Raw genomic sequence first — 26,132 nt, 5'->3', positions numbered from 1 at the left:
CCCCCATTTATCTATGGTCTACACCTGTGAGACGGGTTTCTGGCAACATCGTCCGGTTAACGACGCGCCTTAGCGCGCCAGCCGGACAGCCAAGCCCATGAATCTGCAAGCCAATTACGAACAGATCCCGCTCAAGGACTACGCCGAGCGGGCGTACCTCGACTATTCCATGTACGTGGTGCTGGACCGCGCCCTGCCCTTCGTGGGTGACGGCCTCAAGCCGGTCCAGCGCCGCATCATCTATGCCATGAGCGAACTGGCCCTGTCGGCCACCGCCAAACCGAAGAAGTCGGCGCGTACCATCGGCGACGTGATCGGCAAGTTCCACCCGCACGGTGATTCGGCCTGCTACGAAGCCATGGTGCTGATGGCCCAGCCGTTCTCGTACCGCTACCCCCTCGTCGACGGCCACGGCAACTTCGGTTCACCGGACGACCCGAAAAGTTTCGCCGCGATGCGCTACACGGAATCGCGCCTGACCCCGATTGCCGAGGTGCTGCTCTCCGAGCTCCAGCACGGCACGGTGGACTGGGTCCCGAACTTCGACGGCACCATGGACGAGCCTTCCTGGCTGCCGGCACGGGTGCCCCATGTGCTGCTCAACGGGTCGATGGGCATCGCCGTGGGCATGGCCACCGATATCCCTCCGCACAACCTGCGCGAGGTCGCCAGCGCCTGCATTCGCCTGCTGGACGACCCGGACGCCACCATCGCCGACCTCTGCGAGCACGTGCAGGGCCCGGATTACCCGACGCTGGCCGAGATCATCACGCCGCGCCGCGAGCTCATGGCCATGTACCAGACCGGCGGTGGCTCCGTTCGCGCCCGGGCCATCTACGAGCGCGATGAGGGCAACATCATCATCACCGCGCTGCCGCACCAGGTATCCCCTTCGAAAATCCTCGAGCAGATCGCCGCGCAGATGCGCGCGAAGAAACTGCCGATGATCGAGGATCTGCGCGACGAGTCGGACCACGAAAACCCGATCCGCCTGGTGCTCGTGCCGCGCTCCAACCGCGTGGATGCGGACGAGATGATGCAGCATCTCTTTGCTACCACGGACCTCGAAAAGAGCTTCCGCGTCAACATGAACATGATCGGCCTGGACGGCCGGCCGCAGGTCAAAGACCTCAAGATGGTCCTGACCGAATGGCTGCGCTTCCGCACCGATACCGTCACGCGCCGGCTCAATCACCGTCTCGGCCGGGTGGAGCGTCGCCTGCACCTGCTCGACGCCTTGCGCATCGCCTACCTCAACCTGGATGAAGTGATCCGCATCGTCCGTACCGAGGAAGAGCCCAAGCCGGTGCTCATCGCCCGCTTCCGTCTTGACGATGAGCAGGCCGATTACATCCTCGAGACCAAGCTGCGCCAGCTGGCTCGCCTCGAGGAAATGAAGATCAATGAAGAATCCAACAAGCTCGAGGAAGAGCGCGCGCGCCTGAACGTACTACTGAAGTCGCCCGCCAAGCTGAAGAGCCTGATCAAGGAAGAGCTACGCAGCGACGCCGAGAAGTATGGCGACGAGCGTCGTTCGCCCCTGATCGAGCGCAGCGTCGCCCAGGCACTGGACGAGAGCGCGCTGGTGGCTTCCGAGCCGGTAACTGTCGTGCTGTCGCAGAAGGGCTGGGTACGCGCCGGCAAGGGCCACGATATCGATGGCGAAGCGCTGTCCTATCGCGATGGCGACAGCCTCCTGGCAATCTCCCGCGCGCGTACGACGCAGCAGGTTGCCTTCATCGACTCCACAGGTCGCGCTTACGCGACGCCGGCGCACACGCTGCCATCCGCGCGCGGCAACGGCGAACCGCTCACCGGACGGTTCAGCCCGCCGGCTGGCGCACGTTTCGACGCGGTGGTCACGGCCGACAACGACACCCGCATCGTGCTGGCCACGGACTTCGGCTACGGCTTCGTCACCCGCTTCGAAGCACTGACGGGTCGGCAAAAGGCCGGCAAGCAGATCATCGCGCTCAGCGACGGCGCGCGCGTCCTGGCGCCCGCGATCTCGGCGGATCCGTCTCGCGACCGCATCGTCGTGGTCACGGGTGAAGGCCATCTGCTCATGTTCTCGGTAGCCGAGCTGCCAGAGCTGGACAAGGGCAAGGGCAACAAGCTCATCGAGATTCCGAAGGCCAAGCTGGTCTCGGGCGAGGAGCGCGTGGTCGGTGTTGCCGTTGTTGCCGAGGGCAAGGGCGAAGTCACGCTTTACGCAGGGCAGCGCAAGCTGACGCTCAAGTGGGCGGATCTCGTCGAGTACGGTGGTAGCCGTGCAACGCGTGGCGGCGTGTTGCCGCGCGGGTTGCGTCGCGTGGAACGGATCGAAACGACTGGCTGATCGGTTGGGGGCCGCCGGATTGGCGGCCCCTGGCAATCGGCGGCCCCTGACGGGTCCATCGCCGATGAATCGGCTCCCACATGAGCGTTCAGGCCATCGCCGATGAATCGGCTCCCACATGAGCGGCTGTTGTGGGAGCCGATTCATCGGCGATGCTGTTATCGACAACGCTCGGACCGGCGATGCTTCAGAGCCGCGTCACGTTCCAGGAAACCATCCGCCCGTCCTTGTACGGCATCACGCCATGAAACGGCCGCGGATCGGCATCGAACACCAGTGGCAGGAAGTGACGGTCGCCTTCCCACATCGGCAAGGCATCGAGCTCGTTCAGCGACACCCACTCCAGCTTGCCTTCGGCATTCGATTCGAAGGCCGTTCCCGCGTACCGGTCGATGACAAAAATGAAGCCGAGCCAGTCCTCACCGTTCTTACCGAAGCCGGGCCAGTTCAGCGTGCCGCGCAGGCGCATCCCGAGGCACTCGATACCGGCCTCCTCCATGATCTCGCGACGCATGCAGGCGGCAATGTCTTCGTCCGGCTCCATTTTTCCGCCGAGGCCGTTGTATTTGCCCAGATGCTGATCATCGTGGCGGGCGTTGCGGTGGATCATGAGGACGCGCTGGCCGTCGGGCGACATCACATAGCCGAGCGTGGCGACGATGGGCGTATAGGGCATGGCGATGGCAACGAGGGGGAAAAAACCCGAAGTTTACCCCCTCCCCATGCGAAGGCGGCGTTTCGCCCCTTGCATGGGCGCGACGACCCGGCGAACATCGACGGATGCCCCACCCGTCGCTTTCCCGCATGACCCGTCCCCTGTTCGCCCGTATCGCTATGGCGGCCGCCCTGGCAGCGACTGCCATGGGCTGTGTGGCACCCGCGGACGCCGTCGACAGCCGCGAACTCGTTTTCGACAGCCAGTCGTATTTTGCTGTCACCGTGGATACGCGCCGCGAAGACATCGAGCTCTACTGGCGCAATCCCGATACCGACCAGCCCTTCGGTACGATCGATGCGCTCCGGACCTGGACCGCCGGCAAGGATCGCCCCCTGTCGTTCGCCACCAATGCAGGCATCTACGACCGCGAGTTCAAACCGCTCGGGCTGTATGTCGAGAACGGGAAAGCCCTCGTCCCGCTGAACCTGATCCACGGCAATCCTCGCTCGGGAAATTTCTCGCTACTGCCCAACGGCGTCTTCGCGGTCTACGACGATGGCAGCGCCGAGGTGCACACGAGCGAAGCGTTTCGCGACGCGGGTCGCAAGCCGCGCTGGGCTACGCAGTCGGGCCCCATGCTGGTCATCGACGGCGAGATCAACCCGCAGTTCGACAATGGTTCGGACAGCATGAAATGGCGCAGCGGCGTCTGTGCAAAGACACCTCATGAGGTGGTCTTCGTGGTCAGTCGTGCGCCAGTCAACTTCCACAGCTTCGCCCGACTTTTCCGCGACGAGATCGGTTGCCGGGACGCCCTGTTCCTCGACGGCACGATCTCGCAGGCCTTCACGCCCGACGACGGCTACGCGGGCGCGCCTGCCTTCATGACCAAGCCTTACGCGGGCATGATCGCGGTGTTCCCCAAGCACCGCTGAGCAGGTTCAGCTGTAAGGAATCACCAGCTTGAGGCGGTCCTTCCAGCCGACGCGACCCTTGGACTGAAGCGTCCTGTCCGGCGGCTGCACATGACCGGTGCAGTTGGGACCGTTGAAGCACGTGTTCCAGCCAGCCTCGTAGATCACGTTGTACGAGAGCTTCCGGCCTTCATTGCCGCTCAGGGGAAGCTCCCAGACGATTTCATATTGTGGATTCAACGTGCCGGCAAGCGGCGTTGCCTGCACCAGGCTGCCGTGATGAGCGCGCGCGTTGATCCACCGATAGATCGCCGGCACATCGGGGGTCCAGCGTGTGGATCGGTAAAAGGTCACGCCGGTGTTGCTCCGCGTCTGCACGAGGTGCATTTCCGATTGCGCCGTCTCCGTCGTCGAGCGGATCAGGTTCAGGCTGAAGGTCATGCTCGGCGTCACCTTGCCGGTCGAATCGATCGACACGCCTGCCTGCGCATTACCGCCGACGATGAAGCGCTCCGCACGGGATACGGAAACCTTGCCGTCGATGGAGTCGGCTGGGTACAGCGTTCTCAGCCTCGGCTGGCGCGGGCAGCCGAACAACTCCTCACCATCGGGTTCATCGCAAACGAAGAGTCCCGTTTTCCCGGTACCAGGGAAGGACGAGTCGATGGGCCATGCGGACACCCTCCCGTCGTATTCGATCGGCCCCCACCCGCTGTGGATGGACGCGTCGAGCAAGCGCCGCAGTCCGCCCTGTGCCGCATCGAAGTAACCTTCGGTGCCCTCGCGCCGTCCGAAGCCGCTGCCGCCGCCCTCGCCTACGGTCTTTGCCCAGAACAGGAAGGTTGTTCCGCGCAAATCGATAGGATCACTGTTGCGAAGCAGGGCCCATTCGGTCACGAGGCTCAGTCGCGGTTCGTCGGTGGCGCGATAGGGAGCAATGGTGAACTGCGGTAGCGCGGCCGTGTGTACCGACAGGTTGCCGTACTGGCACCAGCGGCGGAGTTCGCGCGCGAAAACACGAAATTCATCGTGCGGCGGCACTCGCTGCCCGAACACCGTCGAGGTCATCTTCCGGCGAAACGCACGGCAGACGGACGACGGCGTCGCTGCCGATAGATCGAAGCTAACGTCGATGGAGCGGGTCGAGGTATTGGCTGAGCGAACGGGCCGCAGCCCCGTATCCACCTCCGCTCGATCGCTCCAGTTCCAGCGACTCAGAACCGCATGGCGATTAGCGAGATCGGTTGCGTTGAAACCAAAGATGCCAAGTCCCGCGCCCGGGTCGAGCACGATGGTATTGGTCGCCGGCCAGGCGTAGACATCGTCCGGCTTGAGAACGCCGAGCATGGACAACGGACCCGTCAGAGCCACTCGCTGTCCCTCGTCGAGCGATTCCTCGATCTTCAACTCGACTTCGACCAGATCGTCGTCATTGCTTACGTTCAGGATCGTTACGCCGGCGACGCTGGTGACATCACGCGTCATGGCGGCGGCCGGCTGGCAGCTTCCCGCGAAAACCAGCACTGCCGCGGCAGCGCGTCCGTAAACCCTCATGTCGTATTCCTGCGTCCGCCCGGTATCGAGCCGGAAGAGCTTCGGACATAGACAGCTAGCGACGTAGCAGGGGTAGACGCCGACAGGCGTCGGTGATCAACGCAGCATGCGCTCGCAAATGGCCTGGTACAGGTCAGGCAAGCGCTCGAGGTCGGCAACGGACACGCACTCGTCCACCTTGTGGATGGTCGCGTTTACCGGACCCAGTTCGATCACCTCGGCACCCATGGGGGCGATGAAGCGACCGTCCGAGGTGCCACCGCCGGTGCTCTGTTCCGGATCGATACCACACAGGTCGCGGCACACGCCGACGACGACCTCACGTAGCTTCCCGCCCGGCGTGGCGAGGAATGGGTGGCCGGACAGATGCCAGTCGATCGAGAATTCCACGCCATGTGCGCGGAGGATCGTCTCGGCACGCTCACGAAGACTGTCCGCCGTGCTCGCTGTGGAAAAGCGGAAGTTGATCAGCGCAACGAGTTCGCCCGGGATGACATTGTTCGCACCGGTGCCTGAGTTGATGTTGGAAACCTGGAACGACGTCGGCGGGAAATCCGCGTTACCTTCATCCCAGCGCTCTGCGGCAAGCGCCGCCAGGGCGGGCGCAAAGCTGTGGATCGGATTCTTCGCCTTCTCCGGATACGCCACGTGGCCCTGGATGCCATGCACCGTCAACGTCCCGGAGAGCGATCCGCGACGCCCCACGCGAATGAGGTCGCCGAGCGTGGCTTTCGCTGATGGCTCGCCGACGACGCAAGCGTCAATGCGCTGATCCGTCTTCGCGAAGTGCCCGACGACTTCACGCACGCCGTGCAGCGCTACGCCCTCTTCGTCACTCGTGAGCAACAGGCCTACGGTGCCGGGATGATCCGGGTTCGCCCGGACAAAGCCTTCGAGTGCGACCACCATGGCCGCGACGGACCCCTTCATGTCCGCCGCGCCACGACCGTAGAGCATGCCGTCACGCTCCGTCGGGGTGAACGGTGCGAAGCGCCAGGCGTCCTCCGGGCCGGGTGGCACGACATCCGAGTGCCCAAGGAATGCCAGGACGGTGCCTTCACTCCCATGGGTAGCCCACAGATTGTCGACGTCGGCGAAGCGCAGGCGCTCGATATGAAAACCGAGCGAGGCAAGCCGACCGGCGATCAGGTCAAGGCATCCGGCATCCTGCGGCGTGACGGAACGACGGCTGATGAGATCACGCGTGAGCTGGAGGACGTCCGACATGACCTTACTTCCCGAAGTGCTTCTTGAAGGCGTTGTCGGTGAAACCGACCGTGACCTCGTCGCCGTCGACCACCACCGGCCGCTTGATCAGGGCCGGGTATTCCTTGAGCAGGAGCGTCCACTCGGGATCGGACCGTGGGTCCTTGCGTTGCGGCAACAGCGTGCGCCACGTGGTCGACGCCTTGTTGACCAGCTTTTCCCAACCGCCGACCTTCTCCGACCATGCCTTCAGCGTCGCGGCCGGCACCGGCTGGGCGCGATAGTCGATGAACTCATGGTCCACCTCGAACCGTGTGAGCCAGTTGCGTGCCTTCTTGCAGGTATCGCAGGTGGGCAGGCCATAAACGAAGACAGCCATGCCTTATTCGCCGCTGCGCAGGAGTTCGTTGATGCCGGTCTTCGAGCGGGTCTTTTCGTCGACCTGCTTGACGATGATCGCCGCGTACAGACTGTGGCTGCCGTCCTTCGCGGGCAGGCTTCCGGCGACGACCACGCTGCCAGCCGGCACACGGCCGTAGCTGACTTCACCGGTGGCCCGGTTATAGATGCGCGTGGACTGGCCGAGGAACACGCCCATGCCGATCACCGAACCCTTCTCCACGACGACGCCTTCGACTACTTCGGAACGCGCGCCGATGAAGCAGTTGTCCTCGATGATGGTCGGGTTTGCCTGCAACGGCTCGAGTACGCCACCGATGCCTACACCGCCACTGAGATGCACGCCAGCACCAATCTGCGCGCAGGAACCCACCGTGGCCCACGTATCGACCATGCTGCCTGCGCCCACAAACGCACCGATGTTGGTGTAGCTGGGCATGAGGACCGCATCCTTCGCGATGTGTGCGCCGCGACGGACCAGGGCACCGGGCACGACGCGCGCGCCAAGGTTGGCATACTCGGTGGCGTCGCCCTCGGCGAAGCGCAGCGGCACCTTGTCGAAAGCGCTCGAAGGGCCGCCATCCATCACGCGGTTGCCATTCATGCGGAAATACAGGAGCACGGCTTTCTTCAGCCACGCATTGACCGTCCAGCCGCCTTTCCCGTCCGGCTCGGCGACACGACGCTCGCCGGATTCCAGGAGGTCGAGCACCTGGTCGACGGCGTTGCGCAAGCTGCCTTCGATTTCGCTCTGGTTGAGGTCGGCGCGACGCTCGAAAGCGTCGTCGATAAGGGACTCAAGCGTTTGCATCTGCATTCAAACTGTTCCTGGGGTTTTCGAAACCGATATGACGAAGCAGGCAATCGCGCAGGATCTCACGGCGTTGCGGAGATAGCGGCGCGTTGCTGCGATCGGTGAGTTGGAAGAAATCCTCGACGCGCTCACCGAACGTCGCGATACGCGCATCATGCACGCGCACCTCGGCTTCGGCCAGCGCCTGGGCGACGGCAGCGAGCAGGCCGGGCCGGTCGGTGCATACCAGAGCGAGCTGCGTGCGTTCGCCGGCGTCGACGAATTCGATGCGCGGTGTCATCTGGAAGTGGCGAAGGTGTCGCGAAAGGCTGCGTTTCGGCGGTCCCTGCCCAGCCGGTTGGTCGAGTGCGCGAAGCATGCGTGCGCGCAGTTCCTCCGCACGCTGCAGCGACGCCGGCGCCTGCGAGTCGGACTCGAGCAACAGGAAGGTATCCAGCGCCTTGCCGGTGTTCGAAACCAAAATGCGTGCCTCGACGACCGAGAAGCGCAGGCGGTCGAGCATGGCGGTCACCGTGGCGAACAGGCCGTCGCGGTCGGGGGTGTAGATGAAAAGCTCGGTACTTCCGCGTACCGAAAACGGGTGCACTTCGACCAGCGGTGTGACGCCCCGGGCGCGCAGGATGGCTGCCGTCTGCCAGGCGATCTGCTCGGGCCGGTGACGAAGGAAGCTGGTGTCGGGGAACTCGGCCCAGACACTGGCGATGTCATCGGCCGCGACGTGCTCCGCCACCAGCATGGCGAGAGCCCGCTCGCGCGTTTCCCGAAGGCGCATGCCCGCATGGGCCGGTGGCGTGAGATCGCTGCGCAAGGCGAAACGCGTGGCCGTGTACAGGTCGGCGAGCAGGCGGTCTTTCCAGGCGTTCCATAGTTTGGGGCTGGTCCCGATGATGTCTGCGATCGTCAGCAGGTACAGGTGGTCGAGGTGCTCCCAATCGCCCACCGCGGCACCGAAGCGATGCACGACGTCGGGGTCGGTGATGTCCTGTCGCTGCGCCGTCGTACTCATCAGCAGGTGATGGCGAACCAGCCAGGCGACGAGGTCGATATCGTCCCCGGGCAGGCCCAGCCGGGCGCAGAAGGCCCGCGCGTCCTCTTCACCGAGCATCGAATGATCACCGCCGCGGCCCTTGGCAATGTCATGGAACAACGCCGCGAGCAGCATCAGCTCCGGCTTCTCGACATGGGGCCAGATTTCACAGGCGATGGGAAAGTCACGTCGCGCCGCGGGATCGGCGAAACGTGCGACGTTGCGCAGTACGCGCAGCGTGTGCTCGTCCACGGTGTACACGTGGAACAGGTCGTACTGCATGCGCCCGACCACCTTGCCGAACGCCGGCAGGATCGCGGCGAGCAGGCCGTGTCGATTCATTCGCCATAAGGCTTCGACTGCGGGCGCGCCACGCCTGAGAAGGGCCAGGAACGCGCTGAGCACCTGCGGGTCATCGGCGAGCGATTCGCCATGCAACGAAACGGCATGCTGGATCCGACGCATGGTCTCGGCGGTGAACCCCGTAATGCCGGGCTCGTCCAGCCGCGCGATAAAGATTTCAACCAAGGATGCAGGGCGGCGCACGAACAGATGAGGGTTGCGCAACGAGATGCGCGAACCATGTCGCACGTAGTCGGCGCCCACCGGCAGGGCCTCGGTGGCGGGATCGAGCATTTCTTCGAAGCGCTCGACCAGCTGGGTCCCCGATCGCTCGATCTGCGTGGCAGCGCGGTAATAGCCCTGCATGAATTGTTCGACGCCGAGGTTCTTGGCGTGCTCGTCTTCGAAACCCAGTTGCATGGCGAGGCCGCGCTGGTAATCGAAGAGCAGGCGCTCTTCCGCCCGCCCTGCTTCCAGGTGCAGGGCATAGCGATAGCGACGAAGGGTTTCCTCGGCTCGCGCCAGTTTCGTGGCCTCGACGGGCTCGAGCAGCCCTTCCGCGACCATGTCGTCGAAATCGGGGGCGTCGGCGAGGCGTCTCCCGAGCCAGCGCAGCGCGTCGAGCGTGCGCAGTCCGCCGGGGCCGTCCTTGAGGTTGGGTTCGAGGTTTTGTGCCGTGTCGTCGTAACGGGCGTGGCGGGCGTCGCGCTCGGCAAGGCGAGCGGCAAGGTACTGACGCGGTGGCCACAGTGCCGGATCGTCGAGGATGCCGCGAAGGCTTTCGGCCAGGATGGGCCAGCCGGCCAGGCGGCGTGCATCGAGGAGGCTGGTGAAGACACTCGCGTCGGTCGCCGCGAGTTCGCGGCACTGCTCCACGGTGCGTACGGCGTGGCCGGGTTTCAGGCCGATGTCCCAAAGGCAGCCGAAGAAGCTTTCCAGTGCGCGGTGCAGCGCCGGCGAGGTTTCGGCCACCAGGGCGAGCAGATCGACGTCGGACGCAGGAAACAGCATGCCGCGGCCGAAACCGCCGACCGCGAACAGGGCGCCGGCGGCCATGTCACCCAGGCAGGCGCCCCAGGTGTGGACAACGATGCGGTCGACAATCTCCGACCGGCGGCGAGCCAGGGCCGAGGCGTCCTCGCCCTCGCGAAACGCGACGGCGAGCGACCGATCCACATCGCCCAGCAGTTGACGCAGCGACCGGCGCGCCTCGGGCGAGACGCCCGATCGCGGTACGACGGCGGGCAGGCGTGGAAGCGGCGGAAGCGTCACGTCGGAGCCCTCTGCGGTGGATGGAGCGTCAGGCGGCGTCCGGCCAGGGGGTCAGGATCTCGAAGCCGTCGTCGGTCACGGCGATGGTGTGTTCCCACTGGGCCGAGAGGGAGTGATCTTTGGTGACCACGGTCCAGCCATCCGGCAGCGACTTCGTCTGCGGCTTGCCGGCGTTGATCATCGGCTCAATGGTGAAGGTCATGCCTGGCTTGAGCTCCATGCCCGTGCCGTTGCGGCCGTAGTGAAGCACCTGGGGCTCGTCGTGGTAGACCTTGCCGATGCCGTGGCCGCAATACTCGCGGACCACCGAGAATCCGGCGGCCTCGGCATGCTTCTGGATGGCCGCACCGACGTCGCCCAGCGTGGCGCCCGGCTTCACGGCGCGGATGCCCTGCATCATGGCCTCGAACGTGGTGTCGACCAGACGCCTGGCCAGCACGCTCGGCGTGCCGACGAAATACATCCGGCTGGTGTCGCCGTGCCAGCCGTCCTTGATGACGGTGACGTCGATATTGACGATGTCGCCATCCTTCAGGACCTTGGTTTCGGTCGGAATTCCGTGACAAATCACATGGTTGACCGACGTGCACACGGTCTTCGGGAAACCCCGGTAGCCGACGTTGGCGGGAATCGCCTTCTGCACGTTCACGATGTGATCGTGGGCGAGGCGGTCCAGCTCTTCGGTGGTGATACCGGGCTTGACGTGGGGCACGAGCATCGCAAGCACCTCGGCGGCCAGACGGCCGGCCTCGCGCATGTGCTGGATCTCTTCGGGGGTCTTCGGTACGACAGCCATGATGGTTCTCTCTTTTCCTTTCGCCCTCAGGGGATTGGGCCTGCCACCCGAGGTGGCGGCGCCCCTGCCGGAAATCCACCCTCGGCTTGCGGCCGGGCGGGTCTGGAGGCTACAATTAGCGAGTTTTGCTGTCCGGCGAAGCCACTTTTACGTGGCCACGGCGGCAATACGAAGCGCGATTGTAACCGTATGGAGCCAGCATTGGCCCCACGAAAGCATCGCTTTTAACGCCACACACGCATCGGCACCGCCTTCGGGGTGCCTGGCCCGACAGGGCCGGGTCGAAGCCGGGGATGCGTGGAGGTCCCAACCCCCATAGAACCGCTCGATGCGGTTCGCCCAGGAGTTATTCCATGGCACAAGTCACCATGCGCGAAATGCTGGAAGCCGGCGTCCACTTCGGCCACCAGACCCGTTACTGGAACCCCAAGATGGCTCCGTACATCTTCGGCGCCCGCGGCAAGATCCACATCATCAACCTCGAGAAGACGCTTCCGCTCTTCACCGACGCGATGCATTTCCTCTCGGGCCTGGCCCAGAAAGGCGGCACCGTCCTCTTCGTCGGCACCAAGCGCTCCGCCCGTGAGTCGCTGGCCGAAGAAGCTGCACGCGCCGGCCAGCCGTTCGTCACCGCCCGTTGGCTCGGTGGCATGCTGACCAACTTCCGCACGGTCAAGCAGTCGGTCGCCCGCCTGAAGGAACTCGAAGCCGCCGAAACCGATGGCTCGTTCGAGAAGCTGGTCAAGCACGAAGTGCTGGCCCGTCGCCGTGAGCGCGACAAGCTGCAGAACTCGCTGGGCGGCATCAAGGACATGAACCGTCTGCCGGACGCCCTGTTCATCATCGACATCGGTCACGAAGACATCGCCGTCCAGGAAGCCCGCAAGCTCGGCATCCCGGTCGTCGCCGTCGTCGATACCAACTACGACCCGGCCCTCGTCGACTACGCCATCCCGGGTAACGACGACGCCATCCGCGCGATCCAGCTGTACGCCCGCGCCGCTGCCGACTCGATCCTCGAAGGCAAGGCCGCTTCGCCGAACGCTGCCCGTGGCGATGCCAACGAGTTCGTCGAGCTCGACGAAGAAGGCAACCCGGTCGCGAAGGACAACGCCCCGCGTGGCGATCGTCGTGGCGCCCCGGACAAGAAGGGTGCCCCGCGTCGCGAAGGCGGCCGTGACGGTGGTCGTGGCCGCGCGTAAGCGCCCCACCCTGTCGAGCTCTTCCGTTTCATCCGGCGCCGCGACACCAACGTCGCGGCGCTTATCAAAATATTGAGGAATTACCATGGCTGAGATCACCGCAAGCCTCGTCAAGGAACTGCGCGAGCGTTCCAGCGTCGGCATGATGGAGTGCAAGAAGGCACTCGTCGAAAACAACGGCGACATCGAAGCGGCGATGGAATGGCTGCGCAAGAACGGCCTCGCCAAGGCTGACAAGAAGGCCGACCGCGTCGCTGCCGAGGGCCTGATCGCCGTCACGCAGAAGGCCGGCAAGGCCGTCCTGGTTGAAGTCAACAGCGAAACCGACTTCTCCTCGCGCAATGAGCAGTTCATCCAGTTCACCAAGGACGTCGCCAACGTCGCGCTCGAGTCGGGCGTGGCCGACGTCGCCGCCCTGAACGCCGCCAAGCTGGGCGACGTCACGGTCGAGGAAGGCGCCAAGACGCTTACCCTGACCATCGGCGAGAAGTTCGAAGTCCGCCGCATGGCCAAGGTCGAGAATGACGGCCCGATCGGCGCGTACTCGCACAGCGGCCGCATCGGCGTGCTCGTTGCGCTCAAGGGCGGCTCGGACGAGCTGGCCAAGGGCATTGCCATGCACGTCGCCGCGATGAACCCCAAGTTCATCAAGGTCGAAGACGTCCCGACCGACTACGTCGAGAAGGAAAAGGACATCGCGCTGAGCCAGATGTCGGAAAAGGAAAAGGCCAAGCCGGCCGACATCCTCGACAAGATCGTTACCGGCAAGATCAACAAGATCCTCGCCGAAGCGACCCTGGTCGGCCAGCCTTACGTGCTGGACGGTGACATCACGGTTGCGGAGGCCCTCAAGAAGGCCGGCGCCGAGATCGTCACGGTGCAGCGCCTGGCTGTCGGCGAAGGCATCGAGAAGCCCGTCGACGACTTCGCCGCCGAAGTCATGAAGCAGGCCGGTCTGGCGTAAGCCTTCCCTCCTGGCAATATCCGAAAGAGCCGCGAGTGATCGCGGCTCTTTTTTTGTGCGGCCCCAAGGGCCTTGCCCCTCGCGGCTCTCCGATGCTTCGCACGTCGTAGCCGAGCTGCTTCACCGCTCCGTTGGCTTTTCGCCGCTGAAGCGGCTCCCACATTGCCTCGTTCGCCGCTGAAGCGGCTCCCACATTTCCTTATTCACATAGCTGTAACAAGGCTGTGCGCGTTAAACTACGGCTGTTTTGCCCCATACAAACTGGAGATACCCCATGAGCACCCCGCTGAAGAACCGCCGCATCCTGCTCAAACTCTCCGGTGAAGCGCTGATGGGAGCCGAGGATTACGGTATCGATCCCAAGGTGATCGGTGGGCTGGCCAAGGAAATCCTTGAAGTGCGCGACGCGGGCGCGCAGATCGGCGTGGTCATCGGTGGCGGCAACATCTTCCGTGGCGCGGGTCTCGCCGCCGCCGGGATGGACCGTGTCACCGGCGACCACATGGGCATGCTCGCCACCGTCATGAACGCTCTGGCCATGCAGGACGCCATCGAAAAACTCGGCGGCGAAGCACGCACCATGAGCGCCATCAAGATCAACGAAGTCTGCGAGGATTTCATCCGTCGCCGGGCCATTCGCCATCTCGAAAAGGGCCGTGTCGCCCTGTTCGCCGCCGGCATCGGCAACCCGTTCTTCACCACGGATTCCGCTGCCGCCCTGCGTGCGGTCGAAGTCGGCGCCGACCTGCTGCTCAAGGCCACCAAGGTGGACGGGATCTATTCGGCCGATCCGAAGCGCGACCCGACCGCCACGCGCTATGACCACCTCACCTACAACCAGGTGATCGAGCGCCGCCTCGAAGTGATGGACACCGCGGCGATCGCCCTCTGCCGCGAAAACAAGCTGCCCCTGCGTATCTATGACATGACCCAGCCCGGCAACCTCATGAAGATCATGAAGGGCGAGTCCGTCGGAACGCTCGTCGACGCTGGCTGAGCACCCGCGGGCCGGTCCACGGCCCTTGGCGCGCTGCGGCACGGCCCCGGCGCGCGCGCTGCTATACTCTTTTGCTGACCTGATCCACCGGAATCCCGCCCATGATCAACGACATCAAAGCCGATGCCCAGACCCGCATGGGCAAGAGCATCGACTCGCTCAAGCATGACCTGAAGACGATCCGCACCGGTCGCGCGAATCCCTCCATCCTCGACAACATCGTCGTGCCCTATTACGGCACGCCGACACCGCTCGCCCAGGTGGCCAACGTGTCCACGCCGGACGCGCGCTCACTGTCCGTGAAGCCGTTCGACAAGGCCATGGTCGGCCCGATCGAGAAGGCCATCATGGCCTCCGACCTCGGCATCACGCCCACCACCATGGGCATGGACATCCGCCTCAACTTCCCGCCGCCGACCGAGGAGCGCCGCAAGGAGCTCGCAAAGAGCGTGTCGAAGGAAGGCGAAGCCGCCAAGATCGCCATTCGCAACGTCCGCCGTGACGCCGTCCAGCATGTGGCCAAGCTACTCAAGGACAAGGCCATCACCGAAGACGACCAGAAGCGTGCCGACGCCGACATCCAGACGCTCACGGACAAGTTCGTGAAGGAAGTCGATGCCGTGGTCAGCGAGAAGGAAAAGGAGCTGATGGCGCTCTGACGCGCCATCGGATCGCGCTCCCATGGCAGCGAAGCCCGACGAGCGGGTTCCCCGTCACCTGGCCATCGTCATGGACGGCAACGGCCGCTGGGCAAAACAGCGCCTGCGGCCGCGCACCTTCGGCCACCATGCCGGCCAGAAGGCGGTCAAGGAAGCAGTCGAGTTCTGCCTGCGCCGCGGTATTGCATCACTGACCCTGTTTGCCTTCTCCAGCGAGAACTGGAAGCGCCCGGCCACCGAGGTCTCGGCGCTGATGGAGCTGTTCCTCAAGGCGATCGACAAGGAAGTGGACGAACTCCACCGTAACGGCGTACGCATACGCTTCGTTGGCGACCTCGACGCGTTCGCCCCCGAACTGCGGGCGCGCATGCTGGGCGCCATGGAACGTACGGCCGGCAACACCGCGCTCAACATGAACGTCGCCGTGAACTACGGCGGCCGCTGGGACATTGCCAACGCTGCCCGCCTGGCGGTGGAAGCGATCGCCCGTGGGGAATTCACCACGGCCGAGCTGGACGAGGCACGGCTCAACCGCTACACCTGCCTCGCCGACCAACCACCACTGGATCTTTTCATCCGTACCGGCGGCGAACACCGCGTCAGCAATTTCCTGCTCTGGCAACTCGCCTATGCCGAGCTCTATTTCACCGACACCCTGTGGCCCGATGTCGACCAGGCTTGCCTTGCCGAAGCCGTCGACGACTATGCCCGCCGCGAGCGCCGTTACGGCCGCACCGGTGAGCAGGTAGCCGCGGGCTAACGCCGGAAACTCATGCTCAAGCAACGCATCCTCACTGCCGCCGCCCTGATCCCGGTCGTCCTGGCGCTGATCCTCCTGCCGCCGACCGGCTTCTTTGCTGCGGTCGTCGCCCTCGTCTTCGTCGGCGCGGCATGGGAGTGGAGCCAGCTTGCCGGCAGCCGCACCGCTGTCGGCCGCGGCATCGTCGCCGCCGTTGCGGCCGTGATGCTGCTTGCCCTGCTTCTCGTCTGGACGCCGGGCTTGCTGACCGCACTGACCCTGGCCGGTGTGGCGTGGTGGATCGGATGCTGCTTCTGGCTGCGTCACTTCACCTTTGCCGCGGCGCCCAATGCCGAAAACCGCATGCTCAAGCTCGGCACCGGCGTCCTCGTGATCGTGCCAACCCTGGCCGCCGCCATGGCGATGCACGCCAGCGACCACGGCCATTGGTGGACCCTGCTCGCCCTGGTTGTCGTGTGGTTCGCCGACACCGGCGCCTATTTCAGCGGTCGGTACTTCGGCCGGCGCAAGCTGGCGCCGCGCATCAGCCCGGGAAAGACCTGGGCCGGCGTGTATGGCGCCATCGTCGCCGGTTCGTTCATCGCCGTACTCGGCGGCTACCTGATCGGTGTACGCGAGACGTCCCAGCTGGTCGGCCTCGGCGTACTCGGCGTGATCACGGTCGGCTTTGCGGTCGTCGGTGACCTGTTCGAAAGCCTCATGAAGCGCCATGCGGCCGTGAAGGACTCCGGCAGCCTGTTCCCGGGCCATGGTGGCCTCCTCGATCGCCTGGACAGCGTCTTCGCCGCCCTGCCCGTCTTCGCGGCGGGCAAACTGCTTCTGGGCCTCTGAGGCCATGACCATTCGCCAGGTCGCGGTACTCGGTGCTACCGGTTCCATCGGTGGCAGCACGCTGGACGTCATCGCTCGCCACCCGGATCGTTTTCGCGCCAGCGTCCTCGTCGCCAACCGGAGCAGCGAGGCCCTGGCCGCCCTCTGCGAGCGCTTTCGTCCCGACCTGGCGATCATCGCGGACCCTGCCATGGAAGCTGACCTCGCCCGCCGGCTGGCCGCCGCCGGCGTGCGTTGCGAGGTAGCGTCCGGCGCCGACGCAGTCACCGCCGCGGCGGCTGGCCCGCTTTGCGACACGGTCGTCGCCGCCATCGTGGGTGCCGTCGGCCTCGACTCGACCTTCGCTGCCGCACGCGCCGGCAAACGCCTGCTGCTGGCGAACAAGGAATCCATCGTCATGGGCGGTGCCCTGCTGCTCGAGGCCCTGCGCCAGGGTGGCGGCGACCTCATCCCGGTCGACTCCGAGCACAACGCGATTTTCCAATGCCTCCCGGGCGGGCGCCCCGAGCTGGCCCGGGCGGGGGTGCGCCGACTGGTACTGACCGCCTCCGGCGGTCCGTTCCGCGGCCGCACGCGCGCCGACCTGGGCACGATCACCCCGGACGAGGCCTGCGCGCATCCGAAATGGTCCATGGGCCGGAAGATCTCCGTCGACTCCGCCACGCTGATGAACAAGGGCCTCGAGGTCATCGAGGCGCACCATCTGTTCGCCGCGCCGGTCGACCGCATCGAGGTCGTGGTCCATCCGCAGAGCCTGGTCCACTCGATGGTCGACTACGTCGATGGCTCCATGCTGGCCCAGCTCGGCAACCCGGACATGCGCACGGCGATCTCCTGCGCGCTCGCCTGGCCTGAGCGCATCGATGCCGGTGTCGCGCCGCTGGACCTTGCGGCCCATGCCCGCCTGGATTTCGAGAAGCCGGACCTGGAGACCTTTCGCTGCCTGGCGCTTGCCTTCGAGGCCCTGCGGGCGGGAGGCGACGCCACGACCATCCTCAACGCCGCCAACGAAATCGCCGTGGAAGCGTTTCTTGCCGGAACGCTTCCGTTCCTGGGGATCGCCGAGCTCGTCGAACGCGTTCTTGAGGAACTGCCGGCCGAACCTGTGGTCGATGTCCAGACCCTTGTAGAGCGCGATGCCGCCGCGCGGCGGTCGGCGCGGAACGTGCTGCACCGCGCTTACTGCTAAACTCGCTCTACCCAACGACTTTTTTCGAGACCCTCCCTCCCCGATGAGCCCCTTCCTAGGTTCCGTGTTCTGGCTACTTGTCACGCTTGGCGTGCTGGTGACCTTCCACGAATTCGGCCATTACTGGGTCGCGCGCCGCTGCGGCGTGCGCGTCCTGCGCTTCTCGGTCGGCTTTGGCCGTCCGTTGTGGCGTCGCGTCGCGAAAGACGGCACCGAGTACCAGATAGCCGCCATTCCCCTCGGCGGCTACGTGAAGATGCTCGACGCCCGCGAAGGCGAGGTCGACCCCGCGGACCGCGGCCAGGAATTCACCGGCAAGTCGGTGTGGAAGCGGATCGCCATCGTCGCGGCAGGTCCGGCCTTCAATCTCATTTTTACCGTCGCCGCGTTCTGGGCGATGTACATGATCGGCAAGCCCGACGTGGCGCCCATCGTCAATGCGGCCCCGGAAACCATCGCCGCCCAGGCGGGCATCCGCCCCGGCGACCGCCTGATCTCCATGAATGGCGAACCGGTAGCCACCGGCAGTGACGCCTTCGACGCGCTGGCCAACGGCCTGCTCGGCAACGAGCCCATGCCGGTAAGCGTGAAAGGCACGGACGGCATTCAGCGCAACGTCGTCCTGCCCCTGCAGAAGCTCACCGCCGAAGGGGACATCGGCAAGAAATTCACCCAGCTCGGCCTGACCCTGCAGACAACGCCTTACGTGGGCGACGTCGTGCCGGGCGATCCCGCCGCCCTGGCCGGCATCCACCCGGGCGATCGCATCGTCAGCGTCAACGGCAAGCCGGTAGCGGACTTCGACACCTTCACCAAGCTGGTTCCCGAGCAGGCGGTGATCTCGCCGAAGCTGGCCGTGGCGATCGAGCGCGATGGCAGCACGCGAACCCTCGACATCACCGCCCAGAAGAAATCAGAGCGCGGTGAGCCGACCCGCTGGATGATCGGCATCAGCGCCCGCCCGCCAGAGACCGCCACGCTCCGCTATGGCCCGGTCCGCGCATTCAGTGAATCGCTGCACGCCACCTGGGGTGGCACGGTCAACACCTTCAACCTGATCGGAAAGATGCTCTCCGGACAGGCCTCGACCAAGAACCTCTCGGGCGTCATCGGGATTGCCCAGGTCGCCAACGATTCGGCCAACCGCGGCCTGGGGTGGTTCCTGAACTTCCTCGGCCTGGTCTCCCTGAGCCTGGCCATTCTGAACCTGTTGCCCATCCCGGTCTTGGACGGTGGACACCTGCTGTATTACCTTATCGAGTTGGTCAAAGGCAGCCCGGTCAGCGAACGCACCATGATCGCCGGCCAGTATGTTGGGCTCGCCCTGCTGTTTACGCTGATGGGGCTCGCGTTCTTCAACGACATCCAGCGAATGATCGTCTCGTGACGAGGCATCCGTATTACCCCGGTCCCGGGCGCTCGCGCGCCCAGGGCCAGACGACGTCGGGCATGAGCCCTGCGCGTGCTCCTATTCGGTCGCCGGCCTCGTCCGCCGGCTTCTGGTCTTAACCCAACGGAATCGACGATGAAGCGTATCGCCGCCCTGATCCTGCTCGCCTCCCTGTCTGCTAATGCGCTTGCTTTTGAGCCGTTCGTCGTCTCCGATATCCGTATCGACGGTCTCACCCGCATTGCCCAGGGCACGGTGTTGAGCTATATGCCGATCGAGAAGGGTGAGACCCTAACCGACGAGAAAGCCCAGGCCGCGATTCGCGCCCTGTACCAGACCAAGTTCTTCAGCGACGTCGAAATTGAACGCCAGGGCGACATCCTGGTGATCAAGGTCACCGAGCGCCCGGCCATCGCCAAGCTCACGCTGCGCGGCAACAAGGACATCAAGGAAGACGACCTGCGCAAGGGCCTCAAGGAGATCGGCCTGTCCGAGGGTGAAACCTTCGACCGCCTGTCCCTGGATCGCGTCCAGCAGGAACTCATCCGCCAGTACTACAACCGCGGCAAGTACAACGTGTCGGTCATTCCGCATGTGACGCCGCTCGATCGCAACCGCGTGGCGATCGACATCGAAATCCGTGAAGGCAAGGCGGCGAAGATCAAGGAGATCAACGTCGTCGGCAACAAGGCCTTTACCGACAAGGCCATCCGCGATGGCTTCGAGTCGAACACGAGCAACTGGCTGTCCTGGTACTCCAAGGACGACCAGTACTCCCGCGAAAAGCTTTCCGGCGATCTGGAAAAGCTCAGCAATTACTACATGAATCGCGGCTACGCCGACTTCGGTGTCGATTCCACGCAGGTGGCGATCAGCCCGGACAAGCGTGCGATGTACATCGACGCCAGCGTGAAGGAAGGCGAGGTCTACACCGTCTCCGACGTGCACCTGCTCGGCGAGCTCATCCTTCCGGAAGACACCCTGCGCAAGCTGGTGTACATCCACAAGGGCGACACCTTCAACCGTGCGGCCATCGAGGCCAGCACCGACGCGATCAAGGCCATCCTCGCCAACATCGGTTACGCCTTCGCCAAGGTGACGCCGGTGCCGAAGCTGGACAAGGACAAGCGCACCGCCGACCTCACGCTCTTCATCGAGCCGGGCAAGCGCGTGTACGTGCGCCGCGTGGTCTTCCAGGGCAATACCCGCACGGAAGACGAGGTGCTGCGTCGTGAAATGCGCCAGCTCGAAGGCGCCTGGTACTCGCAGGGCGCGATCGATCGCTCGAAGACCCGCCTGCAGCGCCTTGGTTACTTCAAGACCGTCGACGTCGACAAGGCCCTCGTGCCGGGTACGGTCGACCAGGTCGACCTGACCGCGAAGGTGGAAGAACAGTCCGCCGGCTCGCTGATGTTCGGCGTGGGCTACTCGCAGTACTCGGGCATCATCCTGTCGGCGTCGGTCTCGCAGAACAACTTCCTGGGTACGGGTGACCGCTTCTCCATCGGCGCGGAAACCAGCACGTACTACAAGCGCATCAACGCGAGCTACACCAATCCGTATCTCACCGATTCGGGCGTGCAGATCGGCTACAACGTCGGCTACAGCAAGCTCGATTACGGCGACACCGACCTCGCGAACTACACCTACAGCACCAAGTCGTTCCAGACGACGCTGTCGTTCCCGATCTCCGACTTCGACTCGCTGACCACCAGCCTCGGCGTCAGCTCGAACCTGATCAACACCTCGGTCTATACGCCCGGCCAGTTGGTCGCCTACCAGCAGGCCGTCGGCAACAAGACGATTCACTCGTGGACCTCGAGCCTCGGCTTTACGCATGACACCCGTAACAGCTACTGGGCCCCGACCCGCGGTGGCCAGCTGACGCTGTCGGTCGACGGCGCACTGCCCGGTTCCACGGTGCAGTACTACAAGATCTTCGGCGAAGCCAACCACTACTGGCCGATCGGCAAGGGCTTCGTGCTCTACCTCGACGGTCAGGTGGGCTACGGCAAAACCTACGGCCAGAAGTACGACAACGACGGCTACGCGTACAACCCGGAAGATCCGGCCAACCCGATCAAGATTTACTCGAAGGGCGACAAGGTGGCTTTCCCGTTCTGGGAGAACTACTACGCCGGTGGTGTGCGCGACGTTCGCGGCTTCCAGGACAACACCCTGGGTCCCCGCCTCTGCGACGGCACCAGCCTTAATGCCAAGCCAGACAAGAGCGGCAACTGCCAGGGCTATTACAGCTATGGCCAGCCGGTCGGTGGCGCCTTCAAGACGCTCGGCACGGCGCAGATGTTCCTGCCCCTGCCCTTCCTGAAGGACATCAACACCGCCCGCGTGTCCTGGTTCGTCGACGTCGGTAACGTGTACTCGTCCTTCTCGACGTTCAAGGCCAGCGAGCTGCGCGCTTCGACGGGTCTCTCGCTGCAGTGGCAGGCACCGATCGGTCCGCTGATCATCAACTTCGCCGTGCCCTTCCGTAAGCAGTCCGACGACGGCCGCTTCGTCGAGCGTATCCAGTTCACGTTCGGCAGCCAGCTGTAAGGCTTACAAGCCGCTAGAATCGAGGGGTGGCGCGGCTCCGGCCCGCCACCCCTTTTTTATGGAGTGCCCCGTGAGCGGAAATCCGCAGTACACCCTGGCTGAGCTGGCTGAACGATTCGGCCTCCAGTCCCATGGCGATCCGGCCACGGTCGTCGACGGCGTCGGCACCTTGTCGACGGCGACGGCCTCGCAGTTCACCTTCCTGTCCAATCCCAAGTACACCTCGCAACTGGCCGAGTCGCAGGCGGGCATCGTGGTGCTCGCCGAGGAATCGCTCGCCCTGCGCAAGGGTGCCGCGCTCGTGGCGAAAGATCCCTATGTCGCCTACGCGAAGATCGCCTCGCTGTTCGAACGCGTGGCTGCCGCCCCGCGCGGCATCCATGCCAGCGCCGTGGTGTCGCCTTCTGCCCGCGTGCATCCCACGGCGAGCGTAGGGCCCTGCTGCGTCGTCGACGATGGTGCGGTCATCGAGGAAGGCGCCATCCTTGGGCCGCACTGTGCCATTGGCCCGGGCTGCGTGGTCGGCGCCAACTCGCGCCTGGTCGGCCGGGTGACCCTGGTCATCCGCGTCACCCTCGGCAAGCGCGTCCTGGTCCATCCGGGCGCAGTGATCGGCTCCGACGGCTTCGGCCTCGCCTTCGATCGCGATCACTGGGTCAAGCTCCCGCAGCTGGGTGGCGTGCGCATTGGCGACGATTGCGAGATCGGCGCCAATACCACCATCGATCGTGGCGCGCTCGACGACACCGTGCTCGAGGAGGACGTCCGCCTCGACAACCAGATCCAGATCGCCCACAACGTCCACATCGGCGCACATACGGCCATGGCGGGCTGTTCCGCGGTAGCAGGAAGCGCGAAGATCGGCCGCTACTGCCTGATCGGCGGTAACGCCGGCGTTCTCGGCCACCTCGAACTGGCCGACCGGGTTACCATCACCGCGAAAAGCCTGGTCACCGCATCGATCAGGGAGCCGGGCGAGTATTCGTCCGGCACACCGTTGCAGGACAACCGCCAGTGGCGGCGCAATGCGGCGCGATTCAAACATCTCGATGAGTACGCGCGCCGCCTGTCGGCGCTGGAAAAGGATAAAGGGCAATGACCGATACAAACGCTGCCGTGAAGCTTCCGGTGGATGTGGAACATATCCAGCGACTGCTGCCGCATCGTTACCCGTTCCTGCTGGTGGACCGGGTGATCGAACTCGATCCGGGCAAGAGCATCGCCGCGCTGAAGAACGTCACGATCAACGAGCCGTTCTTCCAGGGTCACTTTCCCGGTCACCCGGTCATGCCGGGCGTGCTGATCGTCGAAGCCATGGCGCAGACCGCCGGCCTGCTCACCCAGCTCACCAGCCAGATCGAAGGCCAGGGCGGCAGCCCCCTGTTCTATCTGGTCAAGGTCGACAACGCCCGCTTCTCGGCCGTCGTCGCACCGGGTGACCAGCTGCGCCTGGAGGTGTCGCTCAAGCGCCTGCTTCGCGGGATGGGCCTGTTCGAGGCCCGGGCCCTCGTGGAAGGCAAGACGGTCGCGTCCTGCGAGCTGATGTGCGCCGCCAGGAGCGATAAATGATTCATGCCACCGCGCAGATCGACCCCTCCGCGCGCATCGCGGACAACGTCAGCATCGGCGCGTTCAGCGTCATCGGTGCGGACGTCGTCATCGGTGAAGGCACGACTGTCGGTCCGCACGTGGTGATCGAAGGGCCGACCACCATCGGCCGCGACAACCGCATCTCGCAGTTCGCATCGATCGGCGGCCCGCCGCAGGACAAGAAATGGCAGGGCGAGCGAAGCGAAGTCATCATCGGTGATCGCAACCTCGTCCGCGAATTCGTCACGATCAACCGTGGCACGGCCGACGGTGGTGGCATCACGCGCATCGGCCACGATAACTGGCTACTCGCATACGTGCACATCGCCCACGACTGCCAGGTCGGTGACCATGTCGTGTTTTCCAACTACTCGGCGCTCGCCGGGCATGCCGAGATCGGTGACTGGACGATCATGTCCGGCTATTCCGGCGTGCATCAGTTCTGCAAGGTCGGCGCCCATGCCTTCATCGGCATGGGCTGCCTGGTCGGCTCCGATGTACCGCCCTTCGTGATGATGGCCAACGAAACACGTGGCCGTCCGCGCGGCATCAACAGCGAAGGCCTGAAACGCCGCGGTTTCGATACCGCACGCATCGCCGCGATCAAGCGCGCCTATCGCACGCTGTACATGGGCGGCCTGCCGCTGGCCGAGGCGCGCGAGCAGTTGCTTGTCCAGGCCGAGACCAGCGAAGACGTGCGCCAGATGCTCGAATTCCTGGACCGCAGCGAGCGCTCGCTCGCCCGCTGACGTCATGCAGCCGACCACTCCCTCCCCTGCCGCGCCGACGATCGCCCTGATCGCCGGCGAAGACTCCGGCGATCAGCTGGGTGCGGAACTCATCGACGCCCTGCGCAACCGTTTTCCCGGCGCCCGTTTCGTGGGTATCGGCGGCCCACGCATGATGGCCCGGGGCTTCGAGTCCTGGTACGACATCCGCGAACTTTCCGTTATGGGTTTTGCGGAGGTGGTCAAACACCTGCCGCGCCTGCTTCGCCTGCGCAAGGACCTCCTCGGCAAGCTTATGGTCGCGCGCCCGGACGTCACCGTCGGTATCGATGCGCCGGACTTCAATCTTGGTGTGGAGCGCAAGCTGAAGGCCGCGGGCCTGCGTACGGTGCACTATGTCAGCCCGTCCGTCTGGGCCTGGCGCGAGAAGCGCGCCGAGAAGATCGGCCTCTCGGCCGACCGCGTCCTCTGCCTGTTCCCGATGGAGCCGCCGATCTACGCGAAGCACGGCATCGATGCACGCTTCGTCGGCCATCCGCTCGCGGACCGCTTCCCGATGGTGTCCGACCGGGCCAGCCCGCGCGACGCGCTGGGGCTGCCGCACGACGCGCCGGTGCTCGCCGTCCTGCCCGGCAGCCGGCCAAGCGAAATCGACAGGGTCGGCGCCATCTTCATCGCGGCGGCGAAACGCGTGGCCATCGCCATGCCCAACCTGCGCATCGTCGTCCCTGCCGCGAACGAACGCGTCCACGCACGGCTAAAGACCCTCCTTGCCGACTTCCCGGGTACGCCACCACTACTCACCGACGGCCAGGCCCACGAGGTCATGCTTGCCGCCGACGTGGTGCTGCTCGCCTCGGGCACGGCCACGCTGGAAGCCATGCTGGCGAAGCGCCCGATGGTCGTTGGCTACCGTGTGTCTCCCACGAGTTATCGCATTGCCAAGGCACTGCGCATGCTCAAGACCGACGTGTACAGCCTGCCGAACATCCTTGCCCGCGCCTGTGGCCTGGGCCGGCGCCTGCTGGTGCCGGAGTTCATGCAGGACGACTGCACGGCGGAGAACCTGGCGGAAGCGACCCTGGCCCTGCTCGGGGACAGCGAGCGTCGCGGTGCCGTGGTCGCTGCTTTCGAGTACCTGCACCAGGAATTGCGCGGCGGCCTGGAAGGTCGCGCGGCGGACCACGCCGCCGACGCCGTTGCCGAACTGGTCCCCGCAGCCCATGCCCCGTAAGCGCAACGTCAGCAGCCAGCTCGCCCGCGACCTCATCGTCGCTGGGGTGGACGAGGCAGGTCGCGGCCCGCTCGCCGGACCGGTGGTCATCGCAGCCGTGATCCTCGACCCTGCGCGGCCGATCCGTGGCCTCAACGATTCAAAACAGCTCGCCGAAGACGTCCGCGAAAAGCTCTACGGGCGGATTGTCGAGCGTGCGCTGGCCTGGACGGTGATCTTCGTCGAACGCGAGGAGATCGACCGGATCAATATCTTCCAGGCGACGATGGTCGGCATGACGCGCTCGCTGATGGGGCTTTCGCTGGCACCACAGATGGCCCTCATCGACGGCAATCGCCTGCCTCGGACGCTACCGTGCGAGGCGCGAGCCGTTATCGGCGGCGATGCTACCGAGCCGGCGATCAGCGCCGCCTCGATCCTGGCCAAGGTCAGCCGCGACCGGCACATGCACGCCCTGGACGCCGAGCATCCCGGCTATGGCTTCGCCAGGCATAAGGGCTATGGCGTTCCGGAACACCTGGAAGCCCTGGGCCGCCTGGGTCCCTGCGTCGCCCACCGCCGGAGTTTCGCCCCGGTCAAGCGCTGGTTCGAACCCGAGATTGAGGTCACGCCCGACCTGTTCGCCGCGGCCGTCTGAACGCGTAGGGCAAATCCGGCCTAAAGTCAGAATTAAACCTGCCGATACGAAAGCTACGCGCCCTCCTCAGGTGCG

At 64.9% G+C, this 26,132-nt stretch carries 23 protein-coding genes; 16 read left to right on the top strand and 7 right to left on the bottom strand.

Annotated features, from left to right (window positions below):
• Nucleotides 1–97 precede the first annotated feature (97 nt).
• The gene (parC, locus tag ACVWWJ_RS05665; protein WP_456967061.1) at nt 98–2,338 is read left to right on the top strand and encodes a DNA topoisomerase IV subunit A; all 2,241 of its coding nucleotides are present in this window, start codon (nt 98–100) and stop codon (nt 2,336–2,338) included.
• Nucleotides 2,339–2,525: 187 nt separating this feature from the next.
• On the opposite strand, the gene ACVWWJ_RS05660 is transcribed toward parC, so the two are convergent.
• Entirely contained in the window at nt 2,526–3,014 is a 489-nt protein-coding gene (locus ACVWWJ_RS05660; RefSeq protein ID WP_456967059.1) for an NUDIX hydrolase, read from the bottom strand.
• Between the two features lie 128 nt (nt 3,015–3,142).
• Between ACVWWJ_RS05660 and ACVWWJ_RS05655 the strand changes: the two genes are divergently transcribed.
• Entirely contained in the window at nt 3,143–3,931 is a 789-nt protein-coding gene (locus ACVWWJ_RS05655; RefSeq protein WP_456967058.1) for a phosphodiester glycosidase family protein, read from the top strand.
• Between the two features lie 6 nt (nt 3,932–3,937).
• On the opposite strand, the gene ACVWWJ_RS05650 is transcribed toward ACVWWJ_RS05655, so the two are convergent.
• The 6 genes from ACVWWJ_RS05650 to map all read right to left on the bottom strand — a co-directional run bounded on the left by ACVWWJ_RS05650 (nt 3,938) and on the right by map (nt 11,320).
• Nucleotides 3,938–5,464, bottom strand: coding sequence for a hypothetical protein (locus ACVWWJ_RS05650; RefSeq protein WP_456967057.1), 1,527 nt, complete (start codon nt 5,462–5,464; stop codon nt 3,938–3,940).
• Between the two features lie 96 nt (nt 5,465–5,560).
• Complete coding sequence (gene dapE, locus ACVWWJ_RS05645) at nt 5,561–6,691, bottom strand: succinyl-diaminopimelate desuccinylase (protein ID WP_456967056.1); 1,131 nt, start codon at nt 6,689–6,691, stop codon at nt 5,561–5,563.
• 4 nt (nt 6,692–6,695) lie between these two features.
• A complete protein-coding gene (locus ACVWWJ_RS05640; protein ID WP_159895575.1) occupies nt 6,696–7,049 on the bottom strand; it encodes a Spx/MgsR family RNA polymerase-binding regulatory protein in 354 nt (117 codons plus the stop codon).
• Nucleotides 7,050–7,052: 3 nt separating this feature from the next.
• A complete protein-coding gene (dapD, locus tag ACVWWJ_RS05635) occupies nt 7,053–7,880 on the bottom strand; it encodes a 2,3,4,5-tetrahydropyridine-2,6-dicarboxylate N-succinyltransferase (RefSeq protein WP_456969665.1) in 828 nt (275 codons plus the stop codon).
• Complete coding sequence (gene glnD / locus ACVWWJ_RS05630; RefSeq protein ID WP_456967055.1) at nt 7,867–10,524, bottom strand: [protein-PII] uridylyltransferase; 2,658 nt, start codon at nt 10,522–10,524, stop codon at nt 7,867–7,869. The genes dapD and glnD overlap by 14 nt, the downstream gene beginning before the upstream one ends.
• A gap of 28 nt (nt 10,525–10,552) precedes the next feature.
• Nucleotides 10,553–11,320: a type I methionyl aminopeptidase gene (gene map, locus ACVWWJ_RS05625; protein WP_456967054.1), complete on the bottom strand. Its 768-nt coding sequence runs from the start codon at nt 11,318–11,320 to the stop codon at nt 10,553–10,555.
• A gap of 353 nt (nt 11,321–11,673) precedes the next feature.
• Between map and rpsB the strand changes: the two genes are divergently transcribed.
• From rpsB to rnhB, 14 genes are all read left to right on the top strand, one after another.
• Nucleotides 11,674–12,522, top strand: a complete 849-nt coding sequence (gene rpsB, locus ACVWWJ_RS05620) for a 30S ribosomal protein S2 (protein WP_107914363.1) — start codon at nt 11,674–11,676, stop codon at nt 12,520–12,522.
• Nucleotides 12,523–12,607: 85 nt separating this feature from the next.
• Nucleotides 12,608–13,486 carry a translation elongation factor Ts gene (gene tsf, locus ACVWWJ_RS05615; protein WP_159895579.1) on the top strand — a complete coding sequence of 293 codons (879 nt, stop codon included), beginning with the start codon at nt 12,608–12,610 and terminating at the stop codon, nt 13,484–13,486.
• Nucleotides 13,487–13,760: 274 nt separating this feature from the next.
• Nucleotides 13,761–14,483: a UMP kinase gene (pyrH, locus tag ACVWWJ_RS05610; protein WP_159895581.1), complete on the top strand. Its 723-nt coding sequence runs from the start codon at nt 13,761–13,763 to the stop codon at nt 14,481–14,483.
• Nucleotides 14,484–14,584: 101 nt separating this feature from the next.
• A complete protein-coding gene (gene frr, locus ACVWWJ_RS05605; protein ID WP_159895583.1) occupies nt 14,585–15,142 on the top strand; it encodes a ribosome recycling factor in 558 nt (185 codons plus the stop codon).
• Between the two features lie 22 nt (nt 15,143–15,164).
• Nucleotides 15,165–15,902, top strand: coding sequence for a polyprenyl diphosphate synthase (gene uppS / locus ACVWWJ_RS05600; protein ID WP_456967053.1), 738 nt, complete (start codon nt 15,165–15,167; stop codon nt 15,900–15,902).
• 12 nt (nt 15,903–15,914) lie between these two features.
• On the top strand, nt 15,915–16,733 hold the full coding sequence (locus ACVWWJ_RS05595; RefSeq protein WP_456967052.1) for a phosphatidate cytidylyltransferase: 819 nt from the start codon (nt 15,915–15,917) through the stop codon (nt 16,731–16,733).
• A gap of 10 nt (nt 16,734–16,743) precedes the next feature.
• Nucleotides 16,744–17,922 carry a 1-deoxy-D-xylulose-5-phosphate reductoisomerase gene (locus ACVWWJ_RS05590; RefSeq protein WP_456969664.1) on the top strand — a complete coding sequence of 393 codons (1,179 nt, stop codon included), beginning with the start codon at nt 16,744–16,746 and terminating at the stop codon, nt 17,920–17,922.
• A gap of 43 nt (nt 17,923–17,965) precedes the next feature.
• The gene (rseP, locus tag ACVWWJ_RS05585; RefSeq protein WP_456967051.1) at nt 17,966–19,309 is read left to right on the top strand and encodes an RIP metalloprotease RseP; all 1,344 of its coding nucleotides are present in this window, start codon (nt 17,966–17,968) and stop codon (nt 19,307–19,309) included.
• A gap of 138 nt (nt 19,310–19,447) precedes the next feature.
• A complete protein-coding gene (gene bamA / locus ACVWWJ_RS05580) occupies nt 19,448–21,868 on the top strand; it encodes an outer membrane protein assembly factor BamA (RefSeq protein WP_159895798.1) in 2,421 nt (806 codons plus the stop codon).
• Between the two features lie 70 nt (nt 21,869–21,938).
• On the top strand, nt 21,939–22,967 hold the full coding sequence (gene lpxD / locus ACVWWJ_RS05575) for a UDP-3-O-(3-hydroxymyristoyl)glucosamine N-acyltransferase (RefSeq protein WP_456967050.1): 1,029 nt from the start codon (nt 21,939–21,941) through the stop codon (nt 22,965–22,967).
• Nucleotides 22,964–23,437: a 3-hydroxyacyl-ACP dehydratase FabZ gene (gene fabZ / locus ACVWWJ_RS05570; RefSeq protein ID WP_159895802.1), complete on the top strand. Its 474-nt coding sequence runs from the start codon at nt 22,964–22,966 to the stop codon at nt 23,435–23,437. Before lpxD ends, fabZ begins: the two co-directional genes overlap by 4 nt.
• A complete protein-coding gene (gene lpxA / locus ACVWWJ_RS05565) occupies nt 23,434–24,207 on the top strand; it encodes an acyl-ACP--UDP-N-acetylglucosamine O-acyltransferase (RefSeq protein ID WP_456967049.1) in 774 nt (257 codons plus the stop codon). The genes fabZ and lpxA overlap by 4 nt, the downstream gene beginning before the upstream one ends.
• A gap of 4 nt (nt 24,208–24,211) precedes the next feature.
• Entirely contained in the window at nt 24,212–25,420 is a 1,209-nt protein-coding gene (lpxB, locus tag ACVWWJ_RS05560; RefSeq protein WP_159895806.1) for a lipid-A-disaccharide synthase, read from the top strand.
• The gene (gene rnhB / locus ACVWWJ_RS05555) at nt 25,410–26,057 is read left to right on the top strand and encodes a ribonuclease HII (protein WP_159895808.1); all 648 of its coding nucleotides are present in this window, start codon (nt 25,410–25,412) and stop codon (nt 26,055–26,057) included. Before lpxB ends, rnhB begins: the two co-directional genes overlap by 11 nt.
• The last annotated feature ends 75 nt before the right edge of the window (nt 26,058–26,132 follow it).

Source organism: Luteibacter sp. HA06 (genome assembly GCF_054061215.1).
The sequence above is the reverse complement of the archived record's forward strand: the minus strand, read 5'-3'. Positions and strand labels throughout refer to the sequence as shown.

Excerpts from the sequence above, each read along its gene's own strand:
- parC (WP_456967061.1), top strand. The coding sequence starts at position 98 with ATGAATCTGCAAGCCAATTACGAACAGATCCCGCTCAAGGACTACGCC.
- ACVWWJ_RS05660 (WP_456967059.1), bottom strand. The coding sequence starts at position 3,014 with ATGCCCTATACGCCCATCGTCGCCACGCTCGGCTATGTGATGTCGCCC.
- ACVWWJ_RS05655 (WP_456967058.1), top strand. The coding sequence starts at position 3,143 with ATGACCCGTCCCCTGTTCGCCCGTATCGCTATGGCGGCCGCCCTGGCA.
- ACVWWJ_RS05650 (WP_456967057.1), bottom strand. The coding sequence starts at position 5,464 with ATGAGGGTTTACGGACGCGCTGCCGCGGCAGTGCTGGTTTTCGCGGGA.
- dapE (WP_456967056.1), bottom strand. The coding sequence starts at position 6,691 with ATGTCGGACGTCCTCCAGCTCACGCGTGATCTCATCAGCCGTCGTTCC.
- ACVWWJ_RS05640 (WP_159895575.1), bottom strand. The coding sequence starts at position 7,049 with ATGGCTGTCTTCGTTTATGGCCTGCCCACCTGCGATACCTGCAAGAAG.
- dapD (WP_456969665.1), bottom strand. The coding sequence starts at position 7,880 with ATGCAAACGCTTGAGTCCCTTATCGACGACGCTTTCGAGCGTCGCGCC.
- map (WP_456967054.1), bottom strand. The coding sequence starts at position 11,320 with ATGGCTGTCGTACCGAAGACCCCCGAAGAGATCCAGCACATGCGCGAG.
- rpsB (WP_107914363.1), top strand. The coding sequence starts at position 11,674 with ATGGCACAAGTCACCATGCGCGAAATGCTGGAAGCCGGCGTCCACTTC.
- tsf (WP_159895579.1), top strand. The coding sequence starts at position 12,608 with ATGGCTGAGATCACCGCAAGCCTCGTCAAGGAACTGCGCGAGCGTTCC.
- pyrH (WP_159895581.1), top strand. The coding sequence starts at position 13,761 with ATGAGCACCCCGCTGAAGAACCGCCGCATCCTGCTCAAACTCTCCGGT.
- frr (WP_159895583.1), top strand. The coding sequence starts at position 14,585 with ATGATCAACGACATCAAAGCCGATGCCCAGACCCGCATGGGCAAGAGC.
- uppS (WP_456967053.1), top strand. The coding sequence starts at position 15,165 with ATGGCAGCGAAGCCCGACGAGCGGGTTCCCCGTCACCTGGCCATCGTC.
- ACVWWJ_RS05595 (WP_456967052.1), top strand. The coding sequence starts at position 15,915 with ATGCTCAAGCAACGCATCCTCACTGCCGCCGCCCTGATCCCGGTCGTC.
- rseP (WP_456967051.1), top strand. The coding sequence starts at position 17,966 with ATGAGCCCCTTCCTAGGTTCCGTGTTCTGGCTACTTGTCACGCTTGGC.
- bamA (WP_159895798.1), top strand. The coding sequence starts at position 19,448 with ATGAAGCGTATCGCCGCCCTGATCCTGCTCGCCTCCCTGTCTGCTAAT.
- fabZ (WP_159895802.1), top strand. The coding sequence starts at position 22,964 with ATGACCGATACAAACGCTGCCGTGAAGCTTCCGGTGGATGTGGAACAT.
- lpxA (WP_456967049.1), top strand. The coding sequence starts at position 23,434 with ATGATTCATGCCACCGCGCAGATCGACCCCTCCGCGCGCATCGCGGAC.
- lpxB (WP_159895806.1), top strand. The coding sequence starts at position 24,212 with ATGCAGCCGACCACTCCCTCCCCTGCCGCGCCGACGATCGCCCTGATC.
- rnhB (WP_159895808.1), top strand. The coding sequence starts at position 25,410 with ATGCCCCGTAAGCGCAACGTCAGCAGCCAGCTCGCCCGCGACCTCATC.